The organism is Archangium sp., assembly GCF_057119385.1.
Map to the genome: position 1 here is coordinate 18,891 of NZ_DBNGVP010000197.1, position 21,346 is coordinate 40,236.

General features: G+C 69.5%; 20 protein-coding genes. 2 read left to right on the top strand and 18 right to left on the bottom strand.

All coding sequences use genetic code 11. The features are described 5' to 3' along the window. Positions 1–27: 27 nt before the first annotated feature. Genes AC16DP_RS45720 through AC16DP_RS45745 form a run of 6 tightly spaced genes read right to left on the bottom strand, consistent with a single transcriptional unit; the run spans position 28 to position 5,246 of the window. Positions 28–258 (bottom strand): hypothetical protein, encoded by a 231-nt coding sequence (locus tag AC16DP_RS45720; RefSeq protein ID WP_329729258.1) that lies wholly within the window; start codon positions 256–258, stop codon positions 28–30. Beyond that, complete coding sequence (locus AC16DP_RS45725) at positions 245–613, bottom strand: hypothetical protein (protein WP_329729259.1); 369 nt, start codon at positions 611–613, stop codon at positions 245–247. The genes AC16DP_RS45720 and AC16DP_RS45725 overlap by 14 nt, the downstream gene beginning before the upstream one ends. 11 nt (positions 614–624) lie before the next feature. Further along, entirely contained in the window at positions 625–1,557 is a 933-nt protein-coding gene (locus tag AC16DP_RS45730) for a hypothetical protein (RefSeq protein ID WP_329729260.1), read from the bottom strand. Beyond that, the gene (locus AC16DP_RS45735) at positions 1,554–2,717 is read right to left on the bottom strand and encodes a hypothetical protein (RefSeq protein ID WP_329729261.1); all 1,164 of its coding nucleotides are present in this window, start codon (positions 2,715–2,717) and stop codon (positions 1,554–1,556) included. The genes AC16DP_RS45730 and AC16DP_RS45735 overlap by 4 nt, the downstream gene beginning before the upstream one ends. Beyond that, positions 2,714–4,363, bottom strand: coding sequence for a hypothetical protein (locus AC16DP_RS45740; RefSeq protein WP_329729262.1), 1,650 nt, complete (start codon positions 4,361–4,363; stop codon positions 2,714–2,716). The genes AC16DP_RS45735 and AC16DP_RS45740 overlap by 4 nt, the downstream gene beginning before the upstream one ends. Before the next feature lie 40 nt (positions 4,364–4,403). After that, positions 4,404–5,246, bottom strand: coding sequence for a TadE/TadG family type IV pilus assembly protein (locus tag AC16DP_RS45745; protein WP_329729263.1), 843 nt, complete (start codon positions 5,244–5,246; stop codon positions 4,404–4,406). A 97-nt stretch (positions 5,247–5,343) separates the two neighbouring features. On the opposite strand from AC16DP_RS45745, the gene AC16DP_RS45750 reads away from it, so the two are divergent. Beyond that, positions 5,344–5,886 (top strand): hypothetical protein, encoded by a 543-nt coding sequence (locus AC16DP_RS45750; RefSeq protein WP_329729264.1) that lies wholly within the window; start codon positions 5,344–5,346, stop codon positions 5,884–5,886. 70 nt (positions 5,887–5,956) lie between these two features. Here the strand turns inward: AC16DP_RS45750 and AC16DP_RS45755 are convergent, their stop codons facing one another. From AC16DP_RS45755 to AC16DP_RS45780, 6 genes are all read right to left on the bottom strand, one after another. Continuing rightward, entirely contained in the window at positions 5,957–7,711 is a 1,755-nt protein-coding gene (locus AC16DP_RS45755) for an ATP-binding protein (RefSeq protein WP_329729265.1), read from the bottom strand. A gap of 73 nt (positions 7,712–7,784) precedes the next feature. Continuing rightward, positions 7,785–10,301, bottom strand: a complete 2,517-nt coding sequence (locus AC16DP_RS45760; RefSeq protein ID WP_329729266.1) for a serine/threonine protein kinase — start codon at positions 10,299–10,301, stop codon at positions 7,785–7,787. A 101-nt stretch (positions 10,302–10,402) separates the two neighbouring features. After that, positions 10,403–11,200 (bottom strand): hypothetical protein, encoded by a 798-nt coding sequence (locus AC16DP_RS45765; protein ID WP_329729267.1) that lies wholly within the window; start codon positions 11,198–11,200, stop codon positions 10,403–10,405. Next, entirely contained in the window at positions 11,197–12,480 is a 1,284-nt protein-coding gene (locus tag AC16DP_RS45770) for an ABC transporter permease (protein WP_329729268.1), read from the bottom strand. The genes AC16DP_RS45765 and AC16DP_RS45770 overlap by 4 nt, the downstream gene beginning before the upstream one ends. Continuing rightward, a complete protein-coding gene (locus AC16DP_RS45775; RefSeq protein WP_329729269.1) occupies positions 12,477–13,172 on the bottom strand; it encodes an ABC transporter ATP-binding protein in 696 nt (231 codons plus the stop codon). Before AC16DP_RS45775 ends, AC16DP_RS45770 begins: the two co-directional genes overlap by 4 nt. Then, positions 13,169–14,779: a hypothetical protein gene (locus tag AC16DP_RS45780; RefSeq protein WP_329729270.1), complete on the bottom strand. Its 1,611-nt coding sequence runs from the start codon at positions 14,777–14,779 to the stop codon at positions 13,169–13,171. The genes AC16DP_RS45775 and AC16DP_RS45780 overlap by 4 nt, the downstream gene beginning before the upstream one ends. A 178-nt stretch (positions 14,780–14,957) precedes the next feature. Between AC16DP_RS45780 and AC16DP_RS45785 the strand changes: the two genes are divergently transcribed. Next, positions 14,958–16,061, top strand: coding sequence for an alpha/beta hydrolase (locus tag AC16DP_RS45785; RefSeq protein ID WP_329729271.1), 1,104 nt, complete (start codon positions 14,958–14,960; stop codon positions 16,059–16,061). Between the two features lie 27 nt (positions 16,062–16,088). Here AC16DP_RS45785 and AC16DP_RS45790 read toward each other — a convergent pair whose 3' ends face one another. The 6 genes from AC16DP_RS45790 to AC16DP_RS45815 all read right to left on the bottom strand — a co-directional run bounded on the left by AC16DP_RS45790 (position 16,089) and on the right by AC16DP_RS45815 (position 21,194). Then, entirely contained in the window at positions 16,089–16,898 is an 810-nt protein-coding gene (locus AC16DP_RS45790; RefSeq protein WP_329729272.1) for a hypothetical protein, read from the bottom strand. A gap of 39 nt (positions 16,899–16,937) precedes the next feature. Next, entirely contained in the window at positions 16,938–18,125 is a 1,188-nt protein-coding gene (locus AC16DP_RS45795) for an ABC transporter substrate-binding protein (RefSeq protein ID WP_329729273.1), read from the bottom strand. Between the two features lie 27 nt (positions 18,126–18,152). Beyond that, positions 18,153–18,887, bottom strand: a complete 735-nt coding sequence (locus tag AC16DP_RS45800) for a PspA/IM30 family protein (RefSeq protein WP_329729274.1) — start codon at positions 18,885–18,887, stop codon at positions 18,153–18,155. Positions 18,888–19,073: 186 nt separating this feature from the next. Beyond that, positions 19,074–20,402 (bottom strand): 5'-deoxyadenosine deaminase, encoded by a 1,329-nt coding sequence (locus AC16DP_RS45805; RefSeq protein ID WP_329729275.1) that lies wholly within the window; start codon positions 20,400–20,402, stop codon positions 19,074–19,076. 10 nt (positions 20,403–20,412) lie between these two features. Then, entirely contained in the window at positions 20,413–20,817 is a 405-nt protein-coding gene (locus AC16DP_RS45810) for a cytidine deaminase (RefSeq protein WP_329729276.1), read from the bottom strand. Beyond that, positions 20,814–21,194 carry a PilZ domain-containing protein gene (locus AC16DP_RS45815; RefSeq protein ID WP_329729277.1) on the bottom strand — a complete coding sequence of 127 codons (381 nt, stop codon included), beginning with the start codon at positions 21,192–21,194 and terminating at the stop codon, positions 20,814–20,816. Before AC16DP_RS45815 ends, AC16DP_RS45810 begins: the two co-directional genes overlap by 4 nt. Between the last annotated feature and the right edge of the window lie 152 nt (positions 21,195–21,346).

The window sequence follows — 21,346 nt, forward strand, 5'->3', positions numbered from 1 at the left end:
GCGCCATGGCCTCGGCCTTGCCTCGCCTCAGGGCACGGCCAGGTTGATCATGTAATACAGGCCCTGCAGGTAGCGGTTGAGGGCGCCCATCAGCATCGGAAGAACCGTGATGATGCTCGCGCCTCCGCCCAGCGCCAGGACGAAAACGACGGCCGAGTATTCGACCATCGCCTGACCGCGCCGGCGCCGCCAGCCCAAGAGGCCTCGCCGCCCGGCACGCTCCACGCACTTCGCCTCACCCGCTTCAGTGGTCCTCATCGTTCTTCACCTTCACACCCGGGGGAGCCTTGGGCGGCTTGATGTTCTCCATCATGTACTGGGCGTCCAGCTTCCCCTTGGACTTGCAGCTCCCGTTGCAGGCATCGGCCATCTGCTTGCAGTTGGCCTCGCAGGCCTGCTTCGCATCCGGGTTGTTCTTGATGTCCTTGCAGGGATCCGCGCACACCTTGTCGATGATCTCACACTGATCCGCGCACGTCTGCGGAGCCTTGGTGACAAGGGGTTTGGGAGGCTGAGGCGCGGCCTCCTTCTTCTTCTTGGGGGCCTGGGCGGAGGCCAGTCCCGCGGCGAGCAACACTCCCAGGGTCACGGAACGCAAGGTAGGGACGAACACGGCTTTTCCTCTCATTGATCGAGCCACATCAAGCCTACAGCCACCGTGGCGGGATCCGTATGGGCCTGGGCGGAAATGGCCAGCAGGGAGTTGCCCTTCTGGTAGCTCTCCATCCCGGGCAGCCCATCCTTCACCGACACGGCGACGAAGCCGCGCTGGAGCAGCTCCTTGCGGTAGAAGGACTGGACGTTCTCCACCGAGCTCTCCCGCACCAGGAAGAAGGTGCTGCGCGAGGACATGCCAGGCTCGAGCTGCTGGATGGCCGAGGGCAGCTCCGCCTTGGGCGGCAGCGGCACGCCGTCCGGCAAGGTGGAACGCCCTTGGATCAACTCCTCCGGGTTGCCCACCGAGGCCAGGATGACCGTGCCCTCGCCATGGGGGACCAGGGTGATCGTCTTCAGGTTCTTGCTGCCCGGCGGCCGGAAGCTCAGGTACGTCATCCCGGGCACTTCATCCACCTGGCCCTGGATCGGCGCGATCCCCATGTCCTCCAGGGACTGCAGGTAGAACTTCGTCACCACCCGCGGAGGCTCCTCGACGATGAGCGAGGCGATCTCCATCCGCGCGCCGTTGACGAGCTGGCTGCCCATGGGCTCGGGACGCACGCCGCGGTACACACCGAAGCCGAAGAGATCCGCGTCCGCCGGCTCCGTCTCCGGGAGCGGGCCCTGGGACATCACCTCACGCACGAACGTCCGCCAGCTCTCCTCCGAGGCGTAGGGGTCGTGCCCATTGGCCCGGTGCACGGCGAGGGGATCCTCCCCAGGCTGCGCCGCCGCGCCACACGAGCCGCCCGAGCCACCGCAGCACGAGCCCCCAGCGGCGGAGGACGACTGCGCCGGCCTGGCCTCGGAGAGCGCCTGGGCCACGGACTCTTTCGGACCCTGGCCGGCCAGGGCGGGGGCCGCCCAGACCAGGGCGGCGGTGACAACGACGCTTCTCAAGGACACCGATCCCTCTCCTCCTGACGGCAGCCCATGTAGTGCACGCCCCGGTTGCTGGCGGCGTTCACGTAGTTGTTGTTGACGTTGCGGTAGGGCGTGGACTGGAAGCCCTGGCCTCCGCCGAAGCCGAAACCCGCGGACTGTTGCCGCTGTCCCGGGCTCTGCGCCCTGTAGCGGGAGATGAGGAACACACCCGCCATGTTGGGCAGACCCGTCACACTCCGGGTGCTCGCCCCCGCGGTGATGGCCGTCAGGATGCGCTGCGACGCGGCCCGCGCCGTGAAGGCGCCCGAGGCCCCCGCCACCGCCGCGTAGGTCGGCGAGTTCGTGTAGTGGAACGTCACGCGATCATAGAAGGGACCATCCACGTTGCCCGGATCGGCCATCGCGTTGGGGCGCGCGCCGATGTCCGCATCCGCGAGCCTGCCGGAAGCCGCGCCGTTGCGCAGCGCCCACGTGTGGTAGATGAGCGAGCCCGTCTCGTGGGCCACGATGTTGCCACCCCGGCCCTGGAACTCGTGCGAGTCCGAGTTGTTCTGACGCTTGGTCAGGTTGGACATCTTCACGTCGGTGAACTCCGTGAAGAGCTTCTCCGGGATGAGGTAGTTGTAGATGTAGCCCGTGGCGTTGCACCGTACCTGGCCGCCCACGTTGTATCCGGAACTGGCGAACGCGGACATCAGGCCGGTGGGATCACTGGTCACGCCCGAGTCCCCCGACAGCGTGCACTGGAACTGGGTGTCCGGCCCCACGTTCGCGTCGAAGCGGAACGTGTACTGGGCGGCGAAGTAGATCTTGTGGTGCTTCTGGTGGTTGTGGTTGCCCCGGATGCGCTCGACCTCGCCGTAGCCCGGGTTGTTCACCTCCGCGCCATCATCGATGGCGGAGGTGTGGTCCGAGTACGTGGCGCGCACGGCGCGCTGAATCTGGCCGAAGTCCTCGTCCCGGGAACCGGACTCGGAGTTGCGGACGGAGAAGTCCCACAGGCCCGACACGACCGTCTCCTGGAGATCCAGCTTCATGAACGCCGCGTCGATGAGGAACAGGGCGTAGAGCAACAGCGGGATGAGGACGATCATCAACAGCGCGGTCTCGGTCAGCGCGGCACCGCGCCGGCGCCTGGAGCCCGCGAGGGCCCACCGTGAGGAGAGGCTGCTCATTGGACGTTCACTCCCTTTCCGCCGCTATTGGGCACGGCCCTCGCGCCGCCCACCACCACGGCCGCGTCCGAGTCGACGCTCGTGAGCGACGCCAGATCCTGAGCCGTCAGCGGGTGGAGCTTGGCCCGCCAATAGGGATTGAAGAGGTTGGGGTAGTCGGACCAGTCGCCGATGCGGTGGTAGTAGACCTGGGCCTTGGAGAAGGCGTGCATGGGCTCGTTGTTGGTGAGCGTCAGCACGGCATCCTGGGAGCCCGTGTTCTTGATGCGGACCGTCCCGGTGCCGTTCTTGGCCACCTCATAGGGGCCGCGGATGCCGTACTCGTTGACGCGGGCGTCCGTGGTGACCGCGGCGAAGACCGCGGGCTGATTGAACGGAGCGCTGGTGCCGATGTTGAACTCCGTGAAGCGCTCCATCCGCATCTGGGGAGAGGAGTGCTGGCTGCCCGAGTGCGGCCGGTTGAAGAAGTCCAGCATGCCCAGGTCCGCCCGGTGGCGCGCGGACTGGCCACTCACCAGCTCACCGGGGCCCATGGGGCCCATGGCCGGCAGCGGCCCCATTCCGGCGCCGTGCCGCCACTGGCCGTTGAGCGTGCCCCAGTCATACGAGCTCATGCTCTGGCCCTGGGTGGACGACGCCGCGCTGTCGCGCGCCATGAAGACCATGCCGCCCGTCTGCCCCGGGAAGTTGCCGTCCGTCGCACCCGTGCGGCCGCCCGCCATGAAGCCGGTGTCCGGCACCTGGGAGACGAGCCAGTTGCCCTGCGGCCCCATCCACAGCGAGGCCCGGACGAGCTGGTTGAGCTGCGGGAAGAGCACCGCCTGGATGGCCGGAGAGCCCTTGCGGTTCCACGCGAAGTCCTGACGGGAGGCGTTCACCGTCTCGGCCATGATGCGCCGCTTGAGCTGGGTGTTGGTGTAGAAGATCTTGTTCCACTGGGCGACGTTGAAGGCGTTCACCATGTCCTCGTCCTTCGTGACGGACGAGGCCTTCGCCATGTTGTCGTCCTTGAGGGAGCCGAGGCTGCCCGACATCAACGTGGACGTCATGCCCACCCGCACCGCCGTCTGCGAGCCGCTCAGCAGGGTGACGTGGGCGTCCAGGGCGCGCATGAGCTGCTGCGCCGGCTGGTCCAACTGGCGGATGCGCTGGCCCATCCGCCCGCTGATCCAATCGATCGTCAGGCCCACGGCGTTGATGCTCGCCTCGAACGAGTGGATGCAGTGGGTGAAGCAGCAGGGCGCGCACCCGAAGGGCGAGCAGCAGCAGTAGCACAGCGAGCGCTCCTGCGCGGCGATCTGACTCATCACGCCCGCCGCGGACAGCTTCAGGTCCACCAGCATGGCCGCCTCGGACATGTACGCGTGCACGTTGGCCATGCCCACGTAGGCCGAGGCGATGGCCCTGTTGGTGTACGCGAAGTGGTTGAGGGCGCGAGCCTCGGCCACGGCCAGGGAGAAGGCCTTGGCATCCGCGTAGTTCTGCAGCCGGATCTTCTGCTGCACCGACACCGTCACGTTGATGGTGATGAACACCACCAGCGCCAGGACCAGAAGGGTCACCACGCCCAGGATCATCGCCTGGCCGCGCGAGCGCATGGCCCCGGAGCCGGGGCCTCGTGACTGAGCTCGAAGCAACTTCATCATGGAAACCTCGTCATGCCGCATCCGGGGAACCCGCCCCCGCTCAAGGCGTGTAGTGGATGCACTTGTTTTCTTCGGGCAGTTTGAATCGGTTGAGGAACAGGTTGCTCTGCATCCGCATGGCGTAGCTGACGTTGATGGGCAGCGTGTAGATGCGGCGGTTGGCCAGATTGCGGACCGCGGTGAACTGGGCACCCGACTTGGTCACGGTCGGCGGCGCGTCCTTGTCCGTCATCATCAGCACCGACGGCAGGGAGAGCCCCAGATACGTCCGGGTCATGATCCAGTTGGCGAAGGGGATGGGCATCCGGTAGAGCAGCTGCAGCTGAACGCGCAGGCGCATGCGGTTGTAGCGCCGCATGCCCTCACCCGTCTGGGCGTCGAAGCCGGTGGGCAGTTGCACCTGCGGATCATCGAAGTCCACCTCGTTGTTGCTACCGAGGCCGTGCAACGCGCGCTGGGTGGCCGCCGGCAGTGGCGTCGAGCCGGTGCCGCGCAGCTCCCCCAGGGTGGGCCCACAGATGACGATCTCCACCATCTTGGCCCCCCCCATTCCGCTGGCCCGGTTCTCCGCCATCATCCGGTTGTACTTGGTGAGGATGTCGCTGGTGCTGCTGGTGGGCAGGATGGTCTCGGAGCTGCTGACGAGCACGGGCAGCAGATGGAAGATGGCCGCGGCCTCCATCGCATCCACGCTGGCGTGGTTCATGGCCCCCACGCGCGCCGCCCGGTACACGGCGTACTTCGCCATCACCCGGGTCTGGGCAATCATCCCGAGTTGTAGGATTCCGAGAATCAGGAACATGAAGAGTGGAATGATCAGGGCAGTTTCCACTGCGACCTGACCTGATTCTCCACGGGGATGGCGACGAGTGACAAAGGCCATGGCACCGCGCACATTAGGAGCGGGAGAGCCCCCCACACTATCGGTCAACTTGCCGCACGGGCTCTGCGGTAGGGTGCAACCCGGAGGAAGAACGAAAATGAGAGAGATGTGGCGGAACCTGGGAGCAGTGCTGGCGTTATCGCTCGCGGCCTGCGGCGACCCGAACGACGGCGGCGGCAATGGCAACACGGTCTGTACGGGTACCTACAGCGGGGCGCTGACGGGCCGTGTCAGCTTCTGCAGCCTGGAGGCCACCCGGCTGGCCAGCGGGCAGCTCCAGTACAACCTCCAGATCGACCCCGCGCCCGGCAGCGGGACCGTCCAGAGCAACGACAACATTCTCATCACCCTCACGGGTGAGCCCAAGACGGGCACCCTCACCGGGACCGCCATCTCGCAGGCCCTCGGCTCGGTCTACTCGAGCAATGACCGGCAATACACCCTGCAACAGGGCCTCGGGGGCGAGAGCCTCGGCTTGGTGTCGCTGACGATCGACTCGGTGCCTGGCGGGCAGAGCGCGGGCAACGGCAACACGCTCTACCAGTGGTTCGGCGGTAAGGCGCAGATCCGGTACGCGGCCCCCGCGGGCGCGGGCTACACCGGCACGGTCGATCTGTCGCTCGACTTCAAGCCGCAGTAGCGGCCGCCTGCCCGGCAGGTGGGGCGCTCGCCAGGAGTCCGGCCGAGCGCCCCTCGCCTCCCGGCCCTGCTCACCCCTCCTCGAGCAGCATCTTCAGCTCGCGGATGCGCCGGGTGACGTGGTCCCGGTCCAACCGGCGGAAGCTCTCGGGCAGCAGCTCGCGGCTGGTGCACTCCTGCACCGCCACCAGGTTCTGCAGCTCGATCTCCAGCGGGTAGCTCGGCGGCACGAAGTCCTCGAAGACGGCCTTGAGGTCCTCCACCGTCGCCTGCTCGCGCCCCTGCGCCAGCGCCCGGAAGCGCGTGCGCACCAGCACCGCCTCCATGTCCGCGCCGCTCAGCTGCCGCGTCCCCGTGGGAATCAGCTCCGAAATGGACGTCACCTCCAGCTTCAGGCCCGTCTTCTTCTGCATCACCTTGAAGAGCTCCTCCCGCTCCGCTTCCGTCTCCGGATAGAAGAGCGCCAGGTGCTCCTCGGCGCGGCCCTGCCGCTTCAGGTCGATGGGCAGCAGGTCCGGCCGCGCCGTCAGCAGGAACCAGACGATCTTCCCGCGGTACACCGTGTTGCCCATGAACGAGGCGATGGAGCCGAAGATGCGGCTGCTCGTCCCCGAGTCCCCGCCCGAGTCACGGTTGCCCAGGAAGGTGTCCGCCTCGTCCACCATCACCGCCACGGGCCACAGGGCCTTGAGCAGGTTGAAGATCTTCTCCAGGTTGGACTCGGTGACGCCCTGCCACTGGCTGCGGAAGTTGAGGAACTTCACCACCGGGATGCCAATCTCCCCGGCGAAGCAGGACACCATGAACGTCTTGCCGGTACCCACCGGGCCGCTGACGAGGTAGCCCATGGGCATCACCTCGATGCGCCCCTTCTTCAGGGCGTTGGCCGCGTGGCGCAGCATGTCCTTGGCCTTGCCGTGGCCCGCCACCGCGTCCAGCGTGTGCACCGGCTCGATGAACTCGAGCAGACCGTGGCACTCGGCCTGGATGAGCTCCTTCTTCTTCTCCTTGAGCAGATCCGTGGTGATGCGCACGTCGCGCTCGAGGGCCTCGGTGAGCACGCGGTCCAGGTTGATGCGGGAGAGGCCGGCCGTCATCTTCGCCAGGCCCGCCAGCGGCACGTCCGACACCGCCGCCAGCTTCTTGCCCTCCAGCTTGTAGCGCACGTACTCCAGCCGCTCCTCCTCGGTGGGCAGGGGCAGCTCGATGGCCGCCACGTACGGGTTGCGCGACAGGCGCTGGGACACGTCCGCCAGGTTCTCCGCCAGCAGCACCACCGACGCGTCTCCGCCGAGGAACTGCGGGTCGTGCGCCCACTTCTCCAGCGTGGCCAGGACGAACCGGTCCTCCGCCGACAGGTGGCTCATCTCCCCGCCCGGCACCAGCGTCTCGGCGAAGTCGATGATGAGCGCCAGCGACTTGCCCTCGCTCAGGCGCATCCGCAGGAAGTTCTCCAGGATCTGGAGCGCCCGCGCCGGGTCCCTCGGCAGGCTCTTGGCGTAGTCCGTGCCGTAGAGCGCGTCGTAGCCCGCCATGGTCCGCTGGAAGTCCTTCTGCGTCTCCGCGGACGCGGAGCGGATGCCCGACGAGCGGTCATAGAAGATGACGTGGTCGCGCCCGCCGAAGAGCTCCTCGGACAGGAAGGTGCGCAGGGTGCCGAAGCTCCGGCTGCCATCCTCCTGGGTGGTGGGCTGAAGGTCCCTCACCGCTCCGTAGAGCAGGAAGGTGCTGACGGTCTTCGTGTAGTACTTCTGGGCCAGCTTCTGGGCCCAACCGGGCAGCCCCGAGAGTGGATCCGCCGCCTCGGCCTTGCGTGACTTGGACACCGACACACCCCTCCCGCCCCGGACGGGGCGCGCACGCCCGCCCCTCTCCGGGCGGGCGCCTCTCTTTACCTCGCTACTTGCAGCCGCGCTGCTTCTTCAGCCGCTTCTTCACCTCGCCCGCGCCAGGAGCCACGTCCACGTCCACGTCGTCGTGGCAACGCAGCTTGAGGCTCACCTGCTTCACGCCGTTGGCCAGCCGCACCCGCTTGGGCGTCGTGCCGAGTTCCTTGCCACCCGCGACGATGGCCGCTCCCGACGGCGTGGACGCCACGTCCACCTCGAAGCCATCCGCCTCGAGCTTGAACTGCACGTCCGTGGGCTTGTCGCCCGCCTCCGGGGTGACGCGCTGCTGCTTGGGCAGGTAGCCCGGGGCACTGGCCTCCACCAGCACCTCGGTGCCCGCGGTCAGCTCGCCGAAGTACGTGGAGCTGCTGCCCTTCTCGCGCACCACCTTGCCGTCCACCTTCAGCTCCGCGTCCGGCGGCTGGGTGACGATCATCACGCGCGCCACCTGCACCTGGCACTCGAGCTTCGCGGTCACCTGCGTGGGCGTCATGCCCTCGGCGATCACCACCTGCTGCGTGTAGGGGTGGTAGCCCTCGGCGGTCACCATCACCAGGGCGGGGCCGGCCTTCACCTCCTGCAGCACGGGCAGCTTGGACGTGTCCAGCTCCTGGCCACCGAAGCTCACCCGGATCGGCCCCTTCACCTCGGGAGGCACGTTCACGAGCACGTAGCCCATGGGCGGCGGCCGGGACATGAGGAAGCCCGCCACTCCCGCCAGCACGAGCAGCAGGACGGCGAGCCCCGCGATGAGCGGCATGAGGTTGCGTCCCGCCTTCGCCGGAGCTTGCGCGGGAGCGGCCACGGCAGTCAGCGCCGGAGCCGTGGGAGCCGCGGCCGGAACGGAGCGCTGGGCAGCGGCGGCCGCTCGCAGCGGAGTGGCCGGCGTGAGCTCCATGGCGTCCTGGGAATCGGGCTCCTCCAGGAGGGGAGGAGGCGGCGCCACGGGGGACCGGGGAGCCGCCACCGCCGGCGTGGCCGCCAGCGAGGCCCTCGGCACGATGGACGGCTCGGACACGGGAGGCTCCGGCCGCACGGCGCGCAGCCCATCCATCGTGTTGCGGCCCTGACGGGCCACGGTGGTGCTCTCCGCGGACGGCGGGGCGGGCGCGAGCGTCGGAATGGACGGCCGGGGCGGGGCCGCCAGGCCTGGCGGCCGCATGGCCGCCATGCGCTGGGCGGGCTGCTCGTCGATGACGGGCGGGCGCGGCACCTCCACCGGCGTCACCGTGCGCCCGGGGCCCACGAGGCCCGGCTGCGTGGTGGGCTCCGCGAGGTAATCGGGGCTGCTGACCACCATGGTCGCGCCGGACTCCTCCTCGTCCGGCACCGGGGGCGCCGTGGGCGCGGGCGCCGTCAGCTTGGGCATGGCGCCCAGCGTGGGGGCCCGGCGCACGCCCCCCTGCGAGGGGTTGGCGGGCATCGGCGGCGACACGGGCGGCTGGCTCGGCACCGGCGCGCTGGCCGGCACCTGCACCTGCGGCGCCGAGGGAGTTCCGCCGAAGCCCATCTCGATGGCGGCCAGCATCCCCTCCGGGGGCTTGATGTCCGCGTACTCCTGCAGCCGCTGCTTCTCGCGCTCCACGTCCTCGGCGAAGGTGGACTTCATGTACTGCATGAGGTCCTTGCGCCCGAAGATGGAGTCCGACGTCAGCAGGAAGCGCTGCAGATCGTCCCCCAGCTCGTTGGCGTACTGGTAGCGCTCGTCCACGTCGCGCGCGAGCGCCTTGAGGACGATCTTCTCCAGCGCCTCGGGGATGCGCCGGTTGTACGTGGAGGGCGGGGCCACCTCGGCCTTGCGCACCTTCTCCAGCACGCTGAAGTCGCTGTCACCCACGAAGAGCCGCTCACCGGTGAGCATCTCGTAGAGGCACACGCCGATGGCGAAGATGTCGCTGCGCCGGTCCAGCGGCAGGCCGCGGATCTGCTCCGGGCTCATGTAGCCGAACTTGCCCTTGAGGATGCCGGCCTGCGTCTTGGTGGCCTTGCCCGCCGCCTTCGCGATGCCGAAGTCGATGACCTTGACCTCGCCCTCGAAGGAAATGAGGATGTTCTGCGGCGAGATGTCGCGGTGGACGATGTTGAGGTCCTGGCCCTGGTTGGTCTTCTTGCGGTGGGCGTAGTCCAGGCCCTCGCACATCTTGGAGACCACGTAGGCCACCAGCGGCACCGGCGCGGGCTCGCCCTTCTTCCGGCAGCGGTCGAAGATGGCCCGCATGTCCCGGCCAGGGATGTACTCCATCGCGATGAAGTAGCTGTTGGTGATCTGCCCCAGCTCGTAGATCTGCGCGATGTTGGCGTGGTTCAGCTGGACGCTGATCTTCGCCTCGTCGATGAACATCGAGATGAATTCATCGTCCTCGGCGATGTTCGGGAGGATGCGCTTGATGGCGACGAGGCGCTCGAAACCTCCCGCGCCGAACATCTTTCCGCGCCACACCTCCGCCATGCCGCCGATGTTGATGCGGTCCAGGAGGAGATATTTCCCAAACGGGATGGGCTGCCGCTTCGGTTGAGTGGTCGTCACGTGGGTGCGTGGCTCGGTGTTTGAGAGCCGAGCCTATCGACCGCGCCTCCATAGGGTCAACCGCGCGCCGTCCCCCACCCGCAGAACGTCCCAGGTCAACCTCAGGGAGTGGGGGCCGGGGCCAAGGCCCCGGCATCCATTGTCTCGGGGGACACAGTGGGTTCCTCCTCGGAAGAAGGAGCCAGCGGGAGAGCGAGCGGCTCTCCTGCGTCCTCCTCCGGCGGTGTGGGTTGCACGATCGCCACGTGCGGCTGGCCGTCCACGGACAGCACCGCGGGGAGCCCGAAGCGCTCGCCCGCTGGCAGGGCGACCAGGGAGACCCAGGCCGTCTTCCGGTCCGGGGCCACGCAGTAGATGAGCGTCCCCACCGCGAGGCCCGGCGCCTCCCGGACGGGCCCCTCGCACCCCGGACGCACCTGGAGCGACCAGGCCGCCGCGCGCTGTCCCCGGACGAGGTACGGAGGTGGCTCGAGGTCCGCCAGCAGCGGCTGGAGCACCGCCGGGTCCGACGGGACGGTGCGCCCATCGGACAGCGCCTCGGCCTTCTCCTCGAACTGGCCGAGCACCAGGAGAGAGATTTCCTCGGAGCGCAGCGGCACCCGGTTCTCGGCCCGCACCAGGTCCACGAAGAGGGCGCACAGCAGGAGGATGGGCAGCAGCCGGTAGCCCTTGAAGTCCTCGCTCCTGCCGCGCACCAGCCCCCAGAGGACGACGCCCACCACGCCCACGGTGGCGGCGAGCACCCCGGCGGGCCACACCAGCGGGGGCAGCTCCAGGAAGGCGGACACCTCGGCGCTCCGGGCCCGCGAGGCAGCCAGCAGGTCGCTCCCGTAGAGCCACGCGAGGGCGCCCCCGGAGGCGGCGTTGCCGAGGAGCGTCTTGAGGGAGGGCCGCGTCATCCGGCGAGCGTGCGTGCGGGGTCCGTGGCCGCGGCCCTGTGGCTGGGGAACCAGGCGCCGGCCACCGCGGCCAGCAACCCGAGCCCCACCCCCCCCACCACCACGTACCAGGGGAAGGAGAAGAAGCTCTCGGGCTTGAAGGGGAACCGCGGCAGGTAGGAGACGGCGAGCCGGTCGATGAGCAGCGCCAGCAGGAGCGCGACGACGGTGCCCAGGAAACCACCGGCCACGCCCACCACCCCGGCCTCGGCCAGGACGATGTTGCGCACGTCCGAGCGCGAGGCGCCCACCGCCTGCATGACGCCGATCTCCTTGGCCCGCGCGCGCACCGAGGCGCTCAACGCATGGGCGATGTTCACCGCCGCGAGCACGCAGATGAGGATGGACAGCAGCGCCAGCGCGGACGTGGTGAGCGTGACGGCGGCGCCCACGTTCTCGGCGAGCCGCCGCTCCTGGTCGTCGATCTCCAGGCCCATCTCCCGCACCGCCGCCATGATGCCGGGCACCGCGCCGGGGCTGGTGGCCACCAGGGTGATGCCGGAGTACGTCTCCGCGTCCTGGCCCATCTCGCGGTTGAGGCGGATGGCGGCGTCCAGGGGGATGGTGACGCCCGCGAGCAGCGCCCGGTCCGACGCGCCCACCACCTGCACCTGGGCCGAGATGACGGCGACGTCGGGCAGCGGCGCGGTCACGTAGGAGCGGTTGAAGTCCACCGGCAGGGTGAAGCCCACGAGCAGGCTCGGGGTGAGCGTGGGCAGCTTGCGGGCCGGGGCGAAGGTGTTGTTGTAGATCTCCAACAGCCGCGTGGAGATGAGGCCCGGCAGCGGCTGGCCCGGCCCCGGGTCCACGAACTTGCCGAGCTGCACGTCGCCCTCGACGAGGCCGGGCTCCACGCCCACCGCGAGGACGTCCATGCCCATGCGCATCTTCCGGCCGAAGAAGTCACCGTTGTAGAGGCTCGCCGCGGGGGCGCGCACGCTCATCTTCCGGTAGAGCTTCTCCACGCCGGGCAGCGCCTGGAGCCGCTCCACCATGGTGGCGTCCAGCTTGCCACCCCCGAGGAACGAGCCGAGCGACACCGCGGGAGGCACCACGTCCACCAGCCGCGCGTCGTTGGGGAAGATGCGCTCGCGGATGACGCGGCCCACGCCCAGGCCCAGGCCCACGAAGAAGACGAGCGCCCCCACGCCCATGGCCACGCCGAAGGCGGAGAAGAACGCGCCCCGCCGCTCGCGCGCGAGGCTCAACCGCACCAGTTGGGACAGCGCCGCCAGCCTCATGACACACCTCCCGCCAGCGCGGGCCGGGACTCCTCGACGAGCCGGCCCTCCTTGAGGCGCAGCACCCGCCGGGCCGCCGTGCTCATGCGGTCCTCGTGGGTGACGGCGAGCAGGGTGATGCCCTCGCGGTTCAGCTCCTGGAAAAGCGTGATGACGCCCGCGCCCGTGGCGGCATCGAGGTTGCCGGTGGGCTCGTCACACAGGAGCAGCCGGGGGCCGGTGAAGAGGGCCCGGGCGATGGCCACGCGCTGCCGCTCGCCGCCGGAGAGCCGCACCGGGGCGCGGTCCTTCTTGGCCAGCAGCCCCACCCGGTCGAGCAGGGCCTCGGCGCGCTTGCGGGCCTCGGGGGAGGCGGGGCCGAAGTGCGAGGGCATCAGCACGTTCTCCACCGCGGACAGGTTGGGGATGAGGTGGAAGGACTGGAAGACGAAGCCCACGTGCTGGTTGCGGAAGCGCGCGAGCTCCTTGTCCTTCAGGCCGGACAGCTTGACACCGGCCACCTCCACGTCGCCCTGGTAGTGCACGTCCAGGCCGCCCAGCAGGTGCAGCAGCGTGGACTTGCCACTGCCGGACGGGCCCACCACGGCGACGAAGTCACCGTCCGCCACGTCGAGCGAGAGCCCATCCAGGACGCGCACCTCGGTGCCATCTCCGTCCCGGTACTGTTTGACGATGTCGCGTGCGCGTATCAATGGGGTGCCAACCAGAGGGTGAGCTCGGCCTGCAGGGCCTTCTCCTTCTCGGAGAGGCCCAGCGTGACCGCGCGGAGGTCATCCGTGGCGTCCAACCAGCGCACCGTGGTCGCCTTGATGGCGAAGCCGCCAATGCCCCAGGCCTCGGAGGGAAGCGCCTTCACCGCATCGGCGAGGCGCCGCAGGTCCAACACCGCCCCCAGCACCGGACCCTGGAGCGCCGGGCGCAGGTCCTCGGCCAGGGGGCTGGTGCCCGGGGGGCCCTTGAGCTTCGTGAGCGCCGCCTCGAGGCGCGACTGCGGCGCGGCGAGCACCACCTTGTCGCCCACCGAGGCGAAGTGCGCGCCCTCGCCCTGCCGGTACGAGGTGAGGTAGACGCGCTGGCCGCCGACGTCCGAGGGCTTCACCTCGGCGCCGAAGCGCTGGGCGATGGGCGGCACCTTCTCCAGCGTGGAGGCGAGGGCCGCCGGGTCCTTCCCCTCCCCCACCACCACCAGGTGCACGAAGCGGAAGGGGTTGGTGCGCCGCAGGTCCAACGACGGCACGCCCGCCGCGAACTGCGCGGTGGGCGCCAGGGACACGCCCGCGACGAGGCCGGGCTTCAGCTTGTCCAGCACCTCGCCCTTCAGGTCGAAGCCGCTCTCCTGCACCGCGCGGGTGACATAGGGGCCGACGAGGTAGGGCCAGACGCCGCCGAGCTGCGCGGGGTCTCCCCGGTAACGGGCCACGAGGAAGCTGTCCTCCGGGAGGTAGCCGGTCAGGTCCGTGGCCTGCTGCGGCACGAGCGCGGCGAGCGAGGCCTGCGTGTCCGGCCACGGCGTGTCCATGCGCAGCGTCACCGCGCGCTCGCCGAGCGAGCCCGCCAGGGTCACGGCCTGGGTGGTGCCGGCCGGGACGAGGAAGCCCGTGCCACCGGGGAGGAAGGCGTAGAAGTCGCGCTCGGCGGGCAGCCTCTTGAGAGACGCATTGAGGAGCGGCTCCTCGACGAGCGACTTCTCCACGGGCAGCGTGGCGTAGCCGGAGAGCTGGGACACCATGGCGCCCGCGCCCAGCAGGGCGTAGTCGCCGGTGAAGAGGAGCCCCAGCGCGGGCTGCTGCGCGCCGGGCCGGGTGAAGGTGACGAGCGTGCCGCCGGCCACCTTCTGCTCGGCGGTCTCCGAGGCACCGAGCCGGTCCCGGGCGAGCTTGGAGAAGGTGTCCCGGAGGGTCTTCTCGTCCTTCACGCCGAGCACGGTGAAGGCCTGGTCGCCACCGAGCAGGGCCGCACCCGCGCCCCGGCCCGGAGCGAGGCCGGCGGCCTCCATGGCCTGGCGGCTGCGCAGGTCCACGCCCACCTGACGCATGATGGCGGAGACGTAGGCCTCGGCGGACGCGGCGTTCTGGAGCTGGGCGACGAAGTTGGCCAGCTTGAGGTTCTGGAAGCGGGCGAGCCGCTCGCCGAAGGTGCCAAGGTCGGGGACGACGAGGGCGGCCTGGGCGCCACGGGGGAGGAAGCGGGCGGGGTTGTTCGTCTTCACTCCCTGGGTGCCCTGCTTGTCGCCGCAACGGGAACAGCCGGCGAACACGAGCAGGACGAGCAGGAGCCAGGGCGAGGCGCGGCGGAGCATAGGAACGGGAGTGCAGACGGCCCCGGGCCCGGAGTCAAATTCTTCCTGCGGAAGCTTTGGCACGGCCGTCTGGGGGGGGGACCTTGCCCTACCTGGAAGCGCACTGGGAGAGTGGGTGATCAACCCGCGGACCGGCGAGTCCAGAGGCGGCAATCCCCACGAGAAGGCGAGCACCCCCATGTCCGATTCCTTCACCCGCAGAACCGGCCTGCTGGCCGCGATGTTGCTGCTGGCCATGAGCACGGCGGCCGAGGCCACCACCGTCCGGGTCTTCTACGACGTTGGCTACGGCAACCGCATCAGCATCCGGGGCAGCAAGGCGCCCCTGTCGTGGACCACCGGCACGAATGCCACGTGGACCCCGGGCAACATCTGGACGCTGTCCTGGGCCAACACCGTGGGTGACGTGGAGGTGAAGCCCCTCATCAACGACGCCACCTGGTCCACCGGCGCCAACTACCGCATCAAGGCCGGCGCCACGGTGGACATCTACCCGTTCTTCGGCCCCGCCTCGGGCCGGCTGCAGTCCGTCTCCAACTTCTACTCGCCGCAGTTCGGCAACTCGCGGACACTCACCCTCTACCTGCCCCCGAGCTACTCGGAGAACCCGCTCAAGCGCTACCCGGTGCTGTACGCGCACGACGGGCAGAACCTCTTCGATGCCGCCCGGGCCACCTACGGCGTCGAGTGGCGCATGGACGAGACGGCCAACTCGCTCATCGGCAACGGCTCGATGGACGAGGTCATCATCGTGGGCATCGACCACGGCGGGAACAACCGCATCTACGAGTACACCCCCTGCTGCGATCCCCAGTACGGCGGCGGAGGCGCGGACAAGCACGAGCGCTTCATCCTCGACACGGTGAAGCCGTTCATCGACCAGAACTACCGGACGCTGGCGACGAAGACGAACACGGCGTTGATCGGCTCGTCCTTGGGCGGGCTGGTGTCGTTCTACGTCGGGCGGCGCAACCCGGCCGTCTTCGGGAAGCTGGCGGCGATGTCGAGCTCCTTCTGGTGGAACAACCAGGCGCTGACGCAGCAGGTGGAGGCCTCGACCACGAAGGTGGCGGTGAAGTTCTACATCGACGCGGGGACGAGCAGCGACGGACTCACCGAGACGACGCGGATGCGGGACGCACTGGTGGCGGACGGGTACGTGCAGGGCAACGACCTGTACTATTACGTGGCCCAGGGCGCGGGACACACCGAGTCCGCCTGGGCGGCCCGGCTCAACATCCCGCTCACGTACCTCTTCCCCTGGCAGAGCACCGTGTACTGAGGGAGAGGGGACGACCGCGGACCTCCGCTACCGCACCCGAGTCCCGTGCGGCAGCGGACCCGAGGTCTCCTCGGTGAAGTCGAGGAAGCGCTCCATGTCGCGCACCGTATCGTCCGTCGCCTGCGCCTCCGCGCTGAGCGCCTCGAGCTGCCGGTTCACGCTCTCGGGGTCCCGGATGGCGATGGACTGCTCGTGCGTCAGCCGCATCAGGTCCTCGATGCTCGCCAGCTGGTGGCTCACCATCTCGCGGCTCTCCCCCGCCTGCTCGAAGCGCGCCAGCCGCTTGCGGAGGATCTCCAGCCGCTTCTCCTTCACGTCCTTCAGCCGCGGGTTCGTCTCCTGCCCCAGCTCCGACTCCAGCGCGCGCACGTCCTTCTCCAGCGCCTGCCGCTCCGAGGAGTTCAGGTACGTGCGGTACTGGTTCAGCGTGGAGATCAGCCGCAGGAACGAGGTGAGCAGCGCGTCCAACCGCTGCTCGCTGCTGGCCGCCAGCACCCGCCCGCCGGGCAGCTTCGCGTAGTTGGCGAGGATCTTCTCCTTCAGCCCCACCAGCACCTGGTAGTGCTCGCGCTGCGAGGCGGCCAGATCCGACAGCAACGCGTCCACCTGCTGCCGCGCGGCATCGTCCGCCTGCGCCTCCGGGTTGCTCGCGCGCACCGCCCGCTGGAAGCGCTTCGTGAAGGGCACCACGCCCAGGTAGACCGCCTCCACCCCGAGCGCCACCAGCGCTGGAGTCGGATCCCCGGTCATCGCCGCCGAGGCCCCCGCGGTCAACAGCCCGACCAGGTTGGCGGGCAACAGGAGGGCAGCCTTGAAGAAGTTGGGAGTGCGGGCCACGGAAGTCCTCGCCAGCAAGGCGCCTCGCGGACAGAGGGCTCAGGGCCCTCGCGCCTCCGACACGTATTTCAGCGCGCCGAGGTCGCGAGTGTCCTCGGCTGGCGGGGCCGCCGCCGTGCGCCTGATCTTCCGGTAGAGCGCCGAGGCGCTCTGGAAGAGCTCGTCATAGGTGACGGGCGCCTCGCCGGAAAGCCCGAAGAAGGCCCGATTGTCCGCCAACGTCGCCGGAGGGGCGCTGCGGATGGCCTCGGTGGGGTCTCCCAGGTAGGGGGCCACCTCGCCCAACAGCCGCGCCCCGGGCCCCGGGTCCTTCTGAACACTGGCCCCCGCGTCCAGCAGCCCGCGGATGACGCGGCGGACCGCGTCCGGGTAGCGCGCGGCGTAATCCCCCCGGGCCACCAGCACCGTGGCCACCAGGTGCGGCGCGTCCGCCGTGGTGGCCAGCACCGCGCCGCCCCGGTCCCTCGCCGCCAGCTCCACGTCGCCCCACAGCCCCGCCACCGCGTCCGCCCGGCCCTCGCGCAGGGCCCGGCCCGCGTCCAGCGTGGAGGGCAGGTCCACCCACCGCACGTCCGCCATGCGCAGGCCCGCGCGCGACAGCACCCACAGCGCGAAGTAGTACGAGGAGCCCGAGGCATACACCCCCAGCCGCTTGCCCCTCAGCGAGGCCAGGTCCGGCACGCCCACCGCCGCCAGCGCCTCCTGCCCGCGGCTGCGCCCCAGCAACATCACCGTGCGCGGCGCCGCGTCCCGCAGCGACGGCAGCCACGCCGCCAGCCGGTCCACCGAGATGGCCGCCATGTCCACCCCGCCGTGCTCCGCGCCCACCGCCAGCGCCTGCCGCAGCTCCTCGTCCGTGGCGAAGACGACGGCCCGCGCGTCCATGGCGTAGGCCGTCTTCAACAGGCCCTGCGCCGCGCCCGCCGGTACCTCGGGGTTGTCCAGCGTCGAGGCCCCACCGGTGGCCAGCAGCAGCGCCGCCGCCGAGCCTCTCGCGGTGAAGCCGATGAGCGTGGGCCTCAAGGGCACCGAGGCCAGGTCCGCCACCGGTGCCGCCACTCCCGCGGGGAAGTCTCCCGGCGACAGGCGCACCGCCTCCTTGGCCGCCGGGAAGAACCGCGCCTGGAGGCGGTCCAGGTACCCCAGCCGCGAGGCCAGCAGGTACAGCGCCCCCAGGACACACAACGCCAGGAACGGATAGAGGCCGGGTCCGCGTCGCAACGCCATCAGCTCGGCCTCCTCCGTCCCACGGGACTACTTGATCTCCACCTTCTTGCCGATGGTCTTCTCCGTGCCACCACCCACCTCGGACACCGGCGCGGGGCTCTGGAGACCCATCTCCATCTTCATCTGCTTCACGAGGTCCATCGCCTGCAGACGCTCGGCGTCCTCCTCGATCTGCACGGCCTGGTGGTCCACCGACTCGAGCGCCATCTGCATGCGCGCCTCGTTGACGGCGGCCTTCTCGTTGACCTTGCGCACCATCTCGTCGTGCGTGGCGTCGATGCCGGCCACCTGGAAGGACTCCATGGCGTCGGCCACCTTGGACTGCCACTGCGCACGCCGCGCGTCGCGGATGGCGTTCATCGCCTCCTGCGTCTTGCGGTCCTTCTCGCGCATGAAGGCCTTCTTCAGGTTCAGCGACTTCTCGTACGCCACCTTGGCCGTCTCGAGCTGCTGCTCGTTGCGCTCCAGCGCCGCCTTCTCCGTCTGCAGCTTGGTGGCGTACTGCGCCGCCAGGTCATCGCGCCCCGCCTGGATGGCCGCCTTCACCTTCGCCGTCAGGTCGCGGATGTCGTTCTTGTACTTGGCGTTCTCCTTCTCCAGGAGCGTCAGGTTCGCCCGCACCATGGCGATGGACTCGTTCATCTTCGGGACCTGATCGTTCAGGTCACGGATGTTCTGCTCGAGAATGAGCTCCGGGTCCTCGATGGAGGAGACGAAGAAGCCGAAGAAGCTGCGCATTGCCCTTGTGAACCGGTTCCACATGGCCGGGGTCTACCTCCTGCGAATTCGAGTCTTGTGGGGACCTTACACCATCCCACCGTATTCCACGTATGACGAATGCCTGGGGCCTACGCTCGGCGAACGGTGCCCATTGCCCAACGTTCTCCCCGTGACTCCGCTGGTTCGCTCGGAGTGCGAGCAGGCCCTACCTGTCACGGAATCGAGGCCTCAGCGGACCCGGGCGGTGATGCGGGCGGAGTGCTGACGGGCGCTCGAGGCCACGGAGGCCGCGTCCAGGGTCAGGAGGGCGCGGTCCTTGAGGACGGGTTTGCCGTCGATGAGGACGTGGACCACGTCGGTGGAGCGGGCGGCGTAGACGAGCGGGGAGAGCACGTCCCGGGGGTCGGCCGGGGTGGAGTGGAGACCGGCGAGGTCCACCACGGTGATGTCCGCGCGCTTGCCCTCCTCGAGCGAGCCCAGCTCCGCCTCCATGCCAATGGCCTTGGCGCCGCCGAGCGTGGCCATCTCCAGCACGCGCTCGGGCGGCATGCCCCGGGGGCCCACGCGCGGCTTGTGCAGCAGCGCCGCCAGCCGCATCTCCTGGAACATGTCCAGGTTGTTGTTGCAGGGCGCGCCGTCGGCACCGAGGCACACGGTCACACCGGCGTCCAACAGTTCGGGCACCGGAGCGAAACCCGAGGCCAGCTTGAGGTTGGAGCCGGGGCAGTGGCACACCACCGTGCGCGTGTCGCGCAACAGCTTCTGCTCCGCCTCGGAGACCCACACGCAGTGGGCCAGCGTCACATGCGGGCCGGTGAGGCCCATGTCGTGGAACCAGGTCACGTTGTCCCGGCCGGAGAGGTCTCGCACCGCCTGGATTTCCGAGCGGTTCTCGCTGGCGTGGGTGTGGATGCGCACGCCCTTCTCCCGGGCCAGGCGCCCCACCTCGCGCATCAGCTTCTCCGTGCACGAGAGGACGAAACGCGGCGCGAAGGCGTAGCGCAGCCGGTCCCCGTGGGTGCCGTGCCAGCGCTCCAGCAGCGCGAGGCTCTCGGCCAGCGAGGCCTCGGTGGACTCGTGCAGCCCGGTGGGGACATCGGGCGCGTCCATCATCGCCTTGCCGCCGGTGAGCCGGAAGCCGCAGTCACGGGCGGACTCGAAGACGGCGTCGTAGTGGCGCACCGTGCCCATGTCGAGCGCCGCCGTGGCCCCCGAGCGGATGAGCTCCGCGAAGGTCAGGTCCGCCGAGGCGCGCATGGAGTCCGCGTCGTGCGCGGCCTCGAAGGGCCAGATGCGCTCGCGCAACCAGTCCAGCAGCTCCAGCCCGTCCGCCCGGTTGCGGAAGAGCGTCTGGCAGGCGTGCAGGTGGCCGTGGATGAGGCCGGGCAGCACCACCTTGCCGGCGACGTCCAGCACGCGCAGACCGCCGCCCCGGGTCCGGATGTTGCGTCCCACCCGGGCGATGCGCCCGTCCTGGATGAGGACATCTGCCTCCGCGAGCACCTCGCGCTCGCGGTTCATGGTCACGACGGTGCCGTTGGTGAGGAGCAGATCCACGACCGGCACTCTAGAGGAAATCGCTGGTGAAGGCGTGGGGGAGCAGCTCCCCCAGGGAGTAGCGCGCCTCGTCACCCTTGAGGTTGCGGCTGCGCACGGGCAGCTCCTTGGGGGCGAACTCCAGCATCACCTGCCGGCACATGCCGCAGGGGGGGCACGGGGTGGGCGTGTCCACCACGATGGCCACCGCCACCGGCTTGCTCCGGCCCTGGGCCACTCCGGCCGCGAGCGCACCACGCTCGGCACACACGGAGAGTCCGTAGGAGGAATTCTCCACGTTGCAGCCCGTCACCACCGAGCCGTCCGCGTAGAGCACCGCCGCGCCCACGGGGAACTTCGAGTACGGCGCATGGGCGCGCTCCCGGACCTTCCTGGCCGCCTCGAACAGCTGCTCCCAGGGAATCTCCGCGCTCATGGGCCGCCTCCCCTCTTGGATTCCGCCAGCTCGAGGTCATCGAGGTAGCGGGCGATGAGCATCTCGAGCTCCACCGGCAGATCCAGGAAACGCACGTGCGCCGAGGAGCCACGCGAGCCGTGCGCCACGTGGAGGACCTCGCCACGGACCTGGAGCTCCTCGGTGGAGCCGGGCAGCGTGAAGCGCGCCTCCACCTTCATGCCCACCGACAGGGACGTGCCGAACCAGGCGAAGCCCCCGAGTGAGATGTTGCCCTCCCGGGAATCGAACGCCTGCGACGAGTTCTCACGCCGCACGCGGATGCGCATGGGAACCCGGGGAGACTCCCGCCGCTCATCCGCTCGCCGCTGGCCATCGTCCTTGGACTGCTCACTCATGCCTTGCTCGCTCCCGCGCGGGCTACTGCTGGCCCATCATACCTACACTCGCGCCCTTCGCACGGACTCCCGTGCACAGGTGTGGAATGGGTGACCCCTGGACAGTGCGCCCCCTGGGGGGGAAACGACAGGACTGGGAGAGCGCCGGTGGT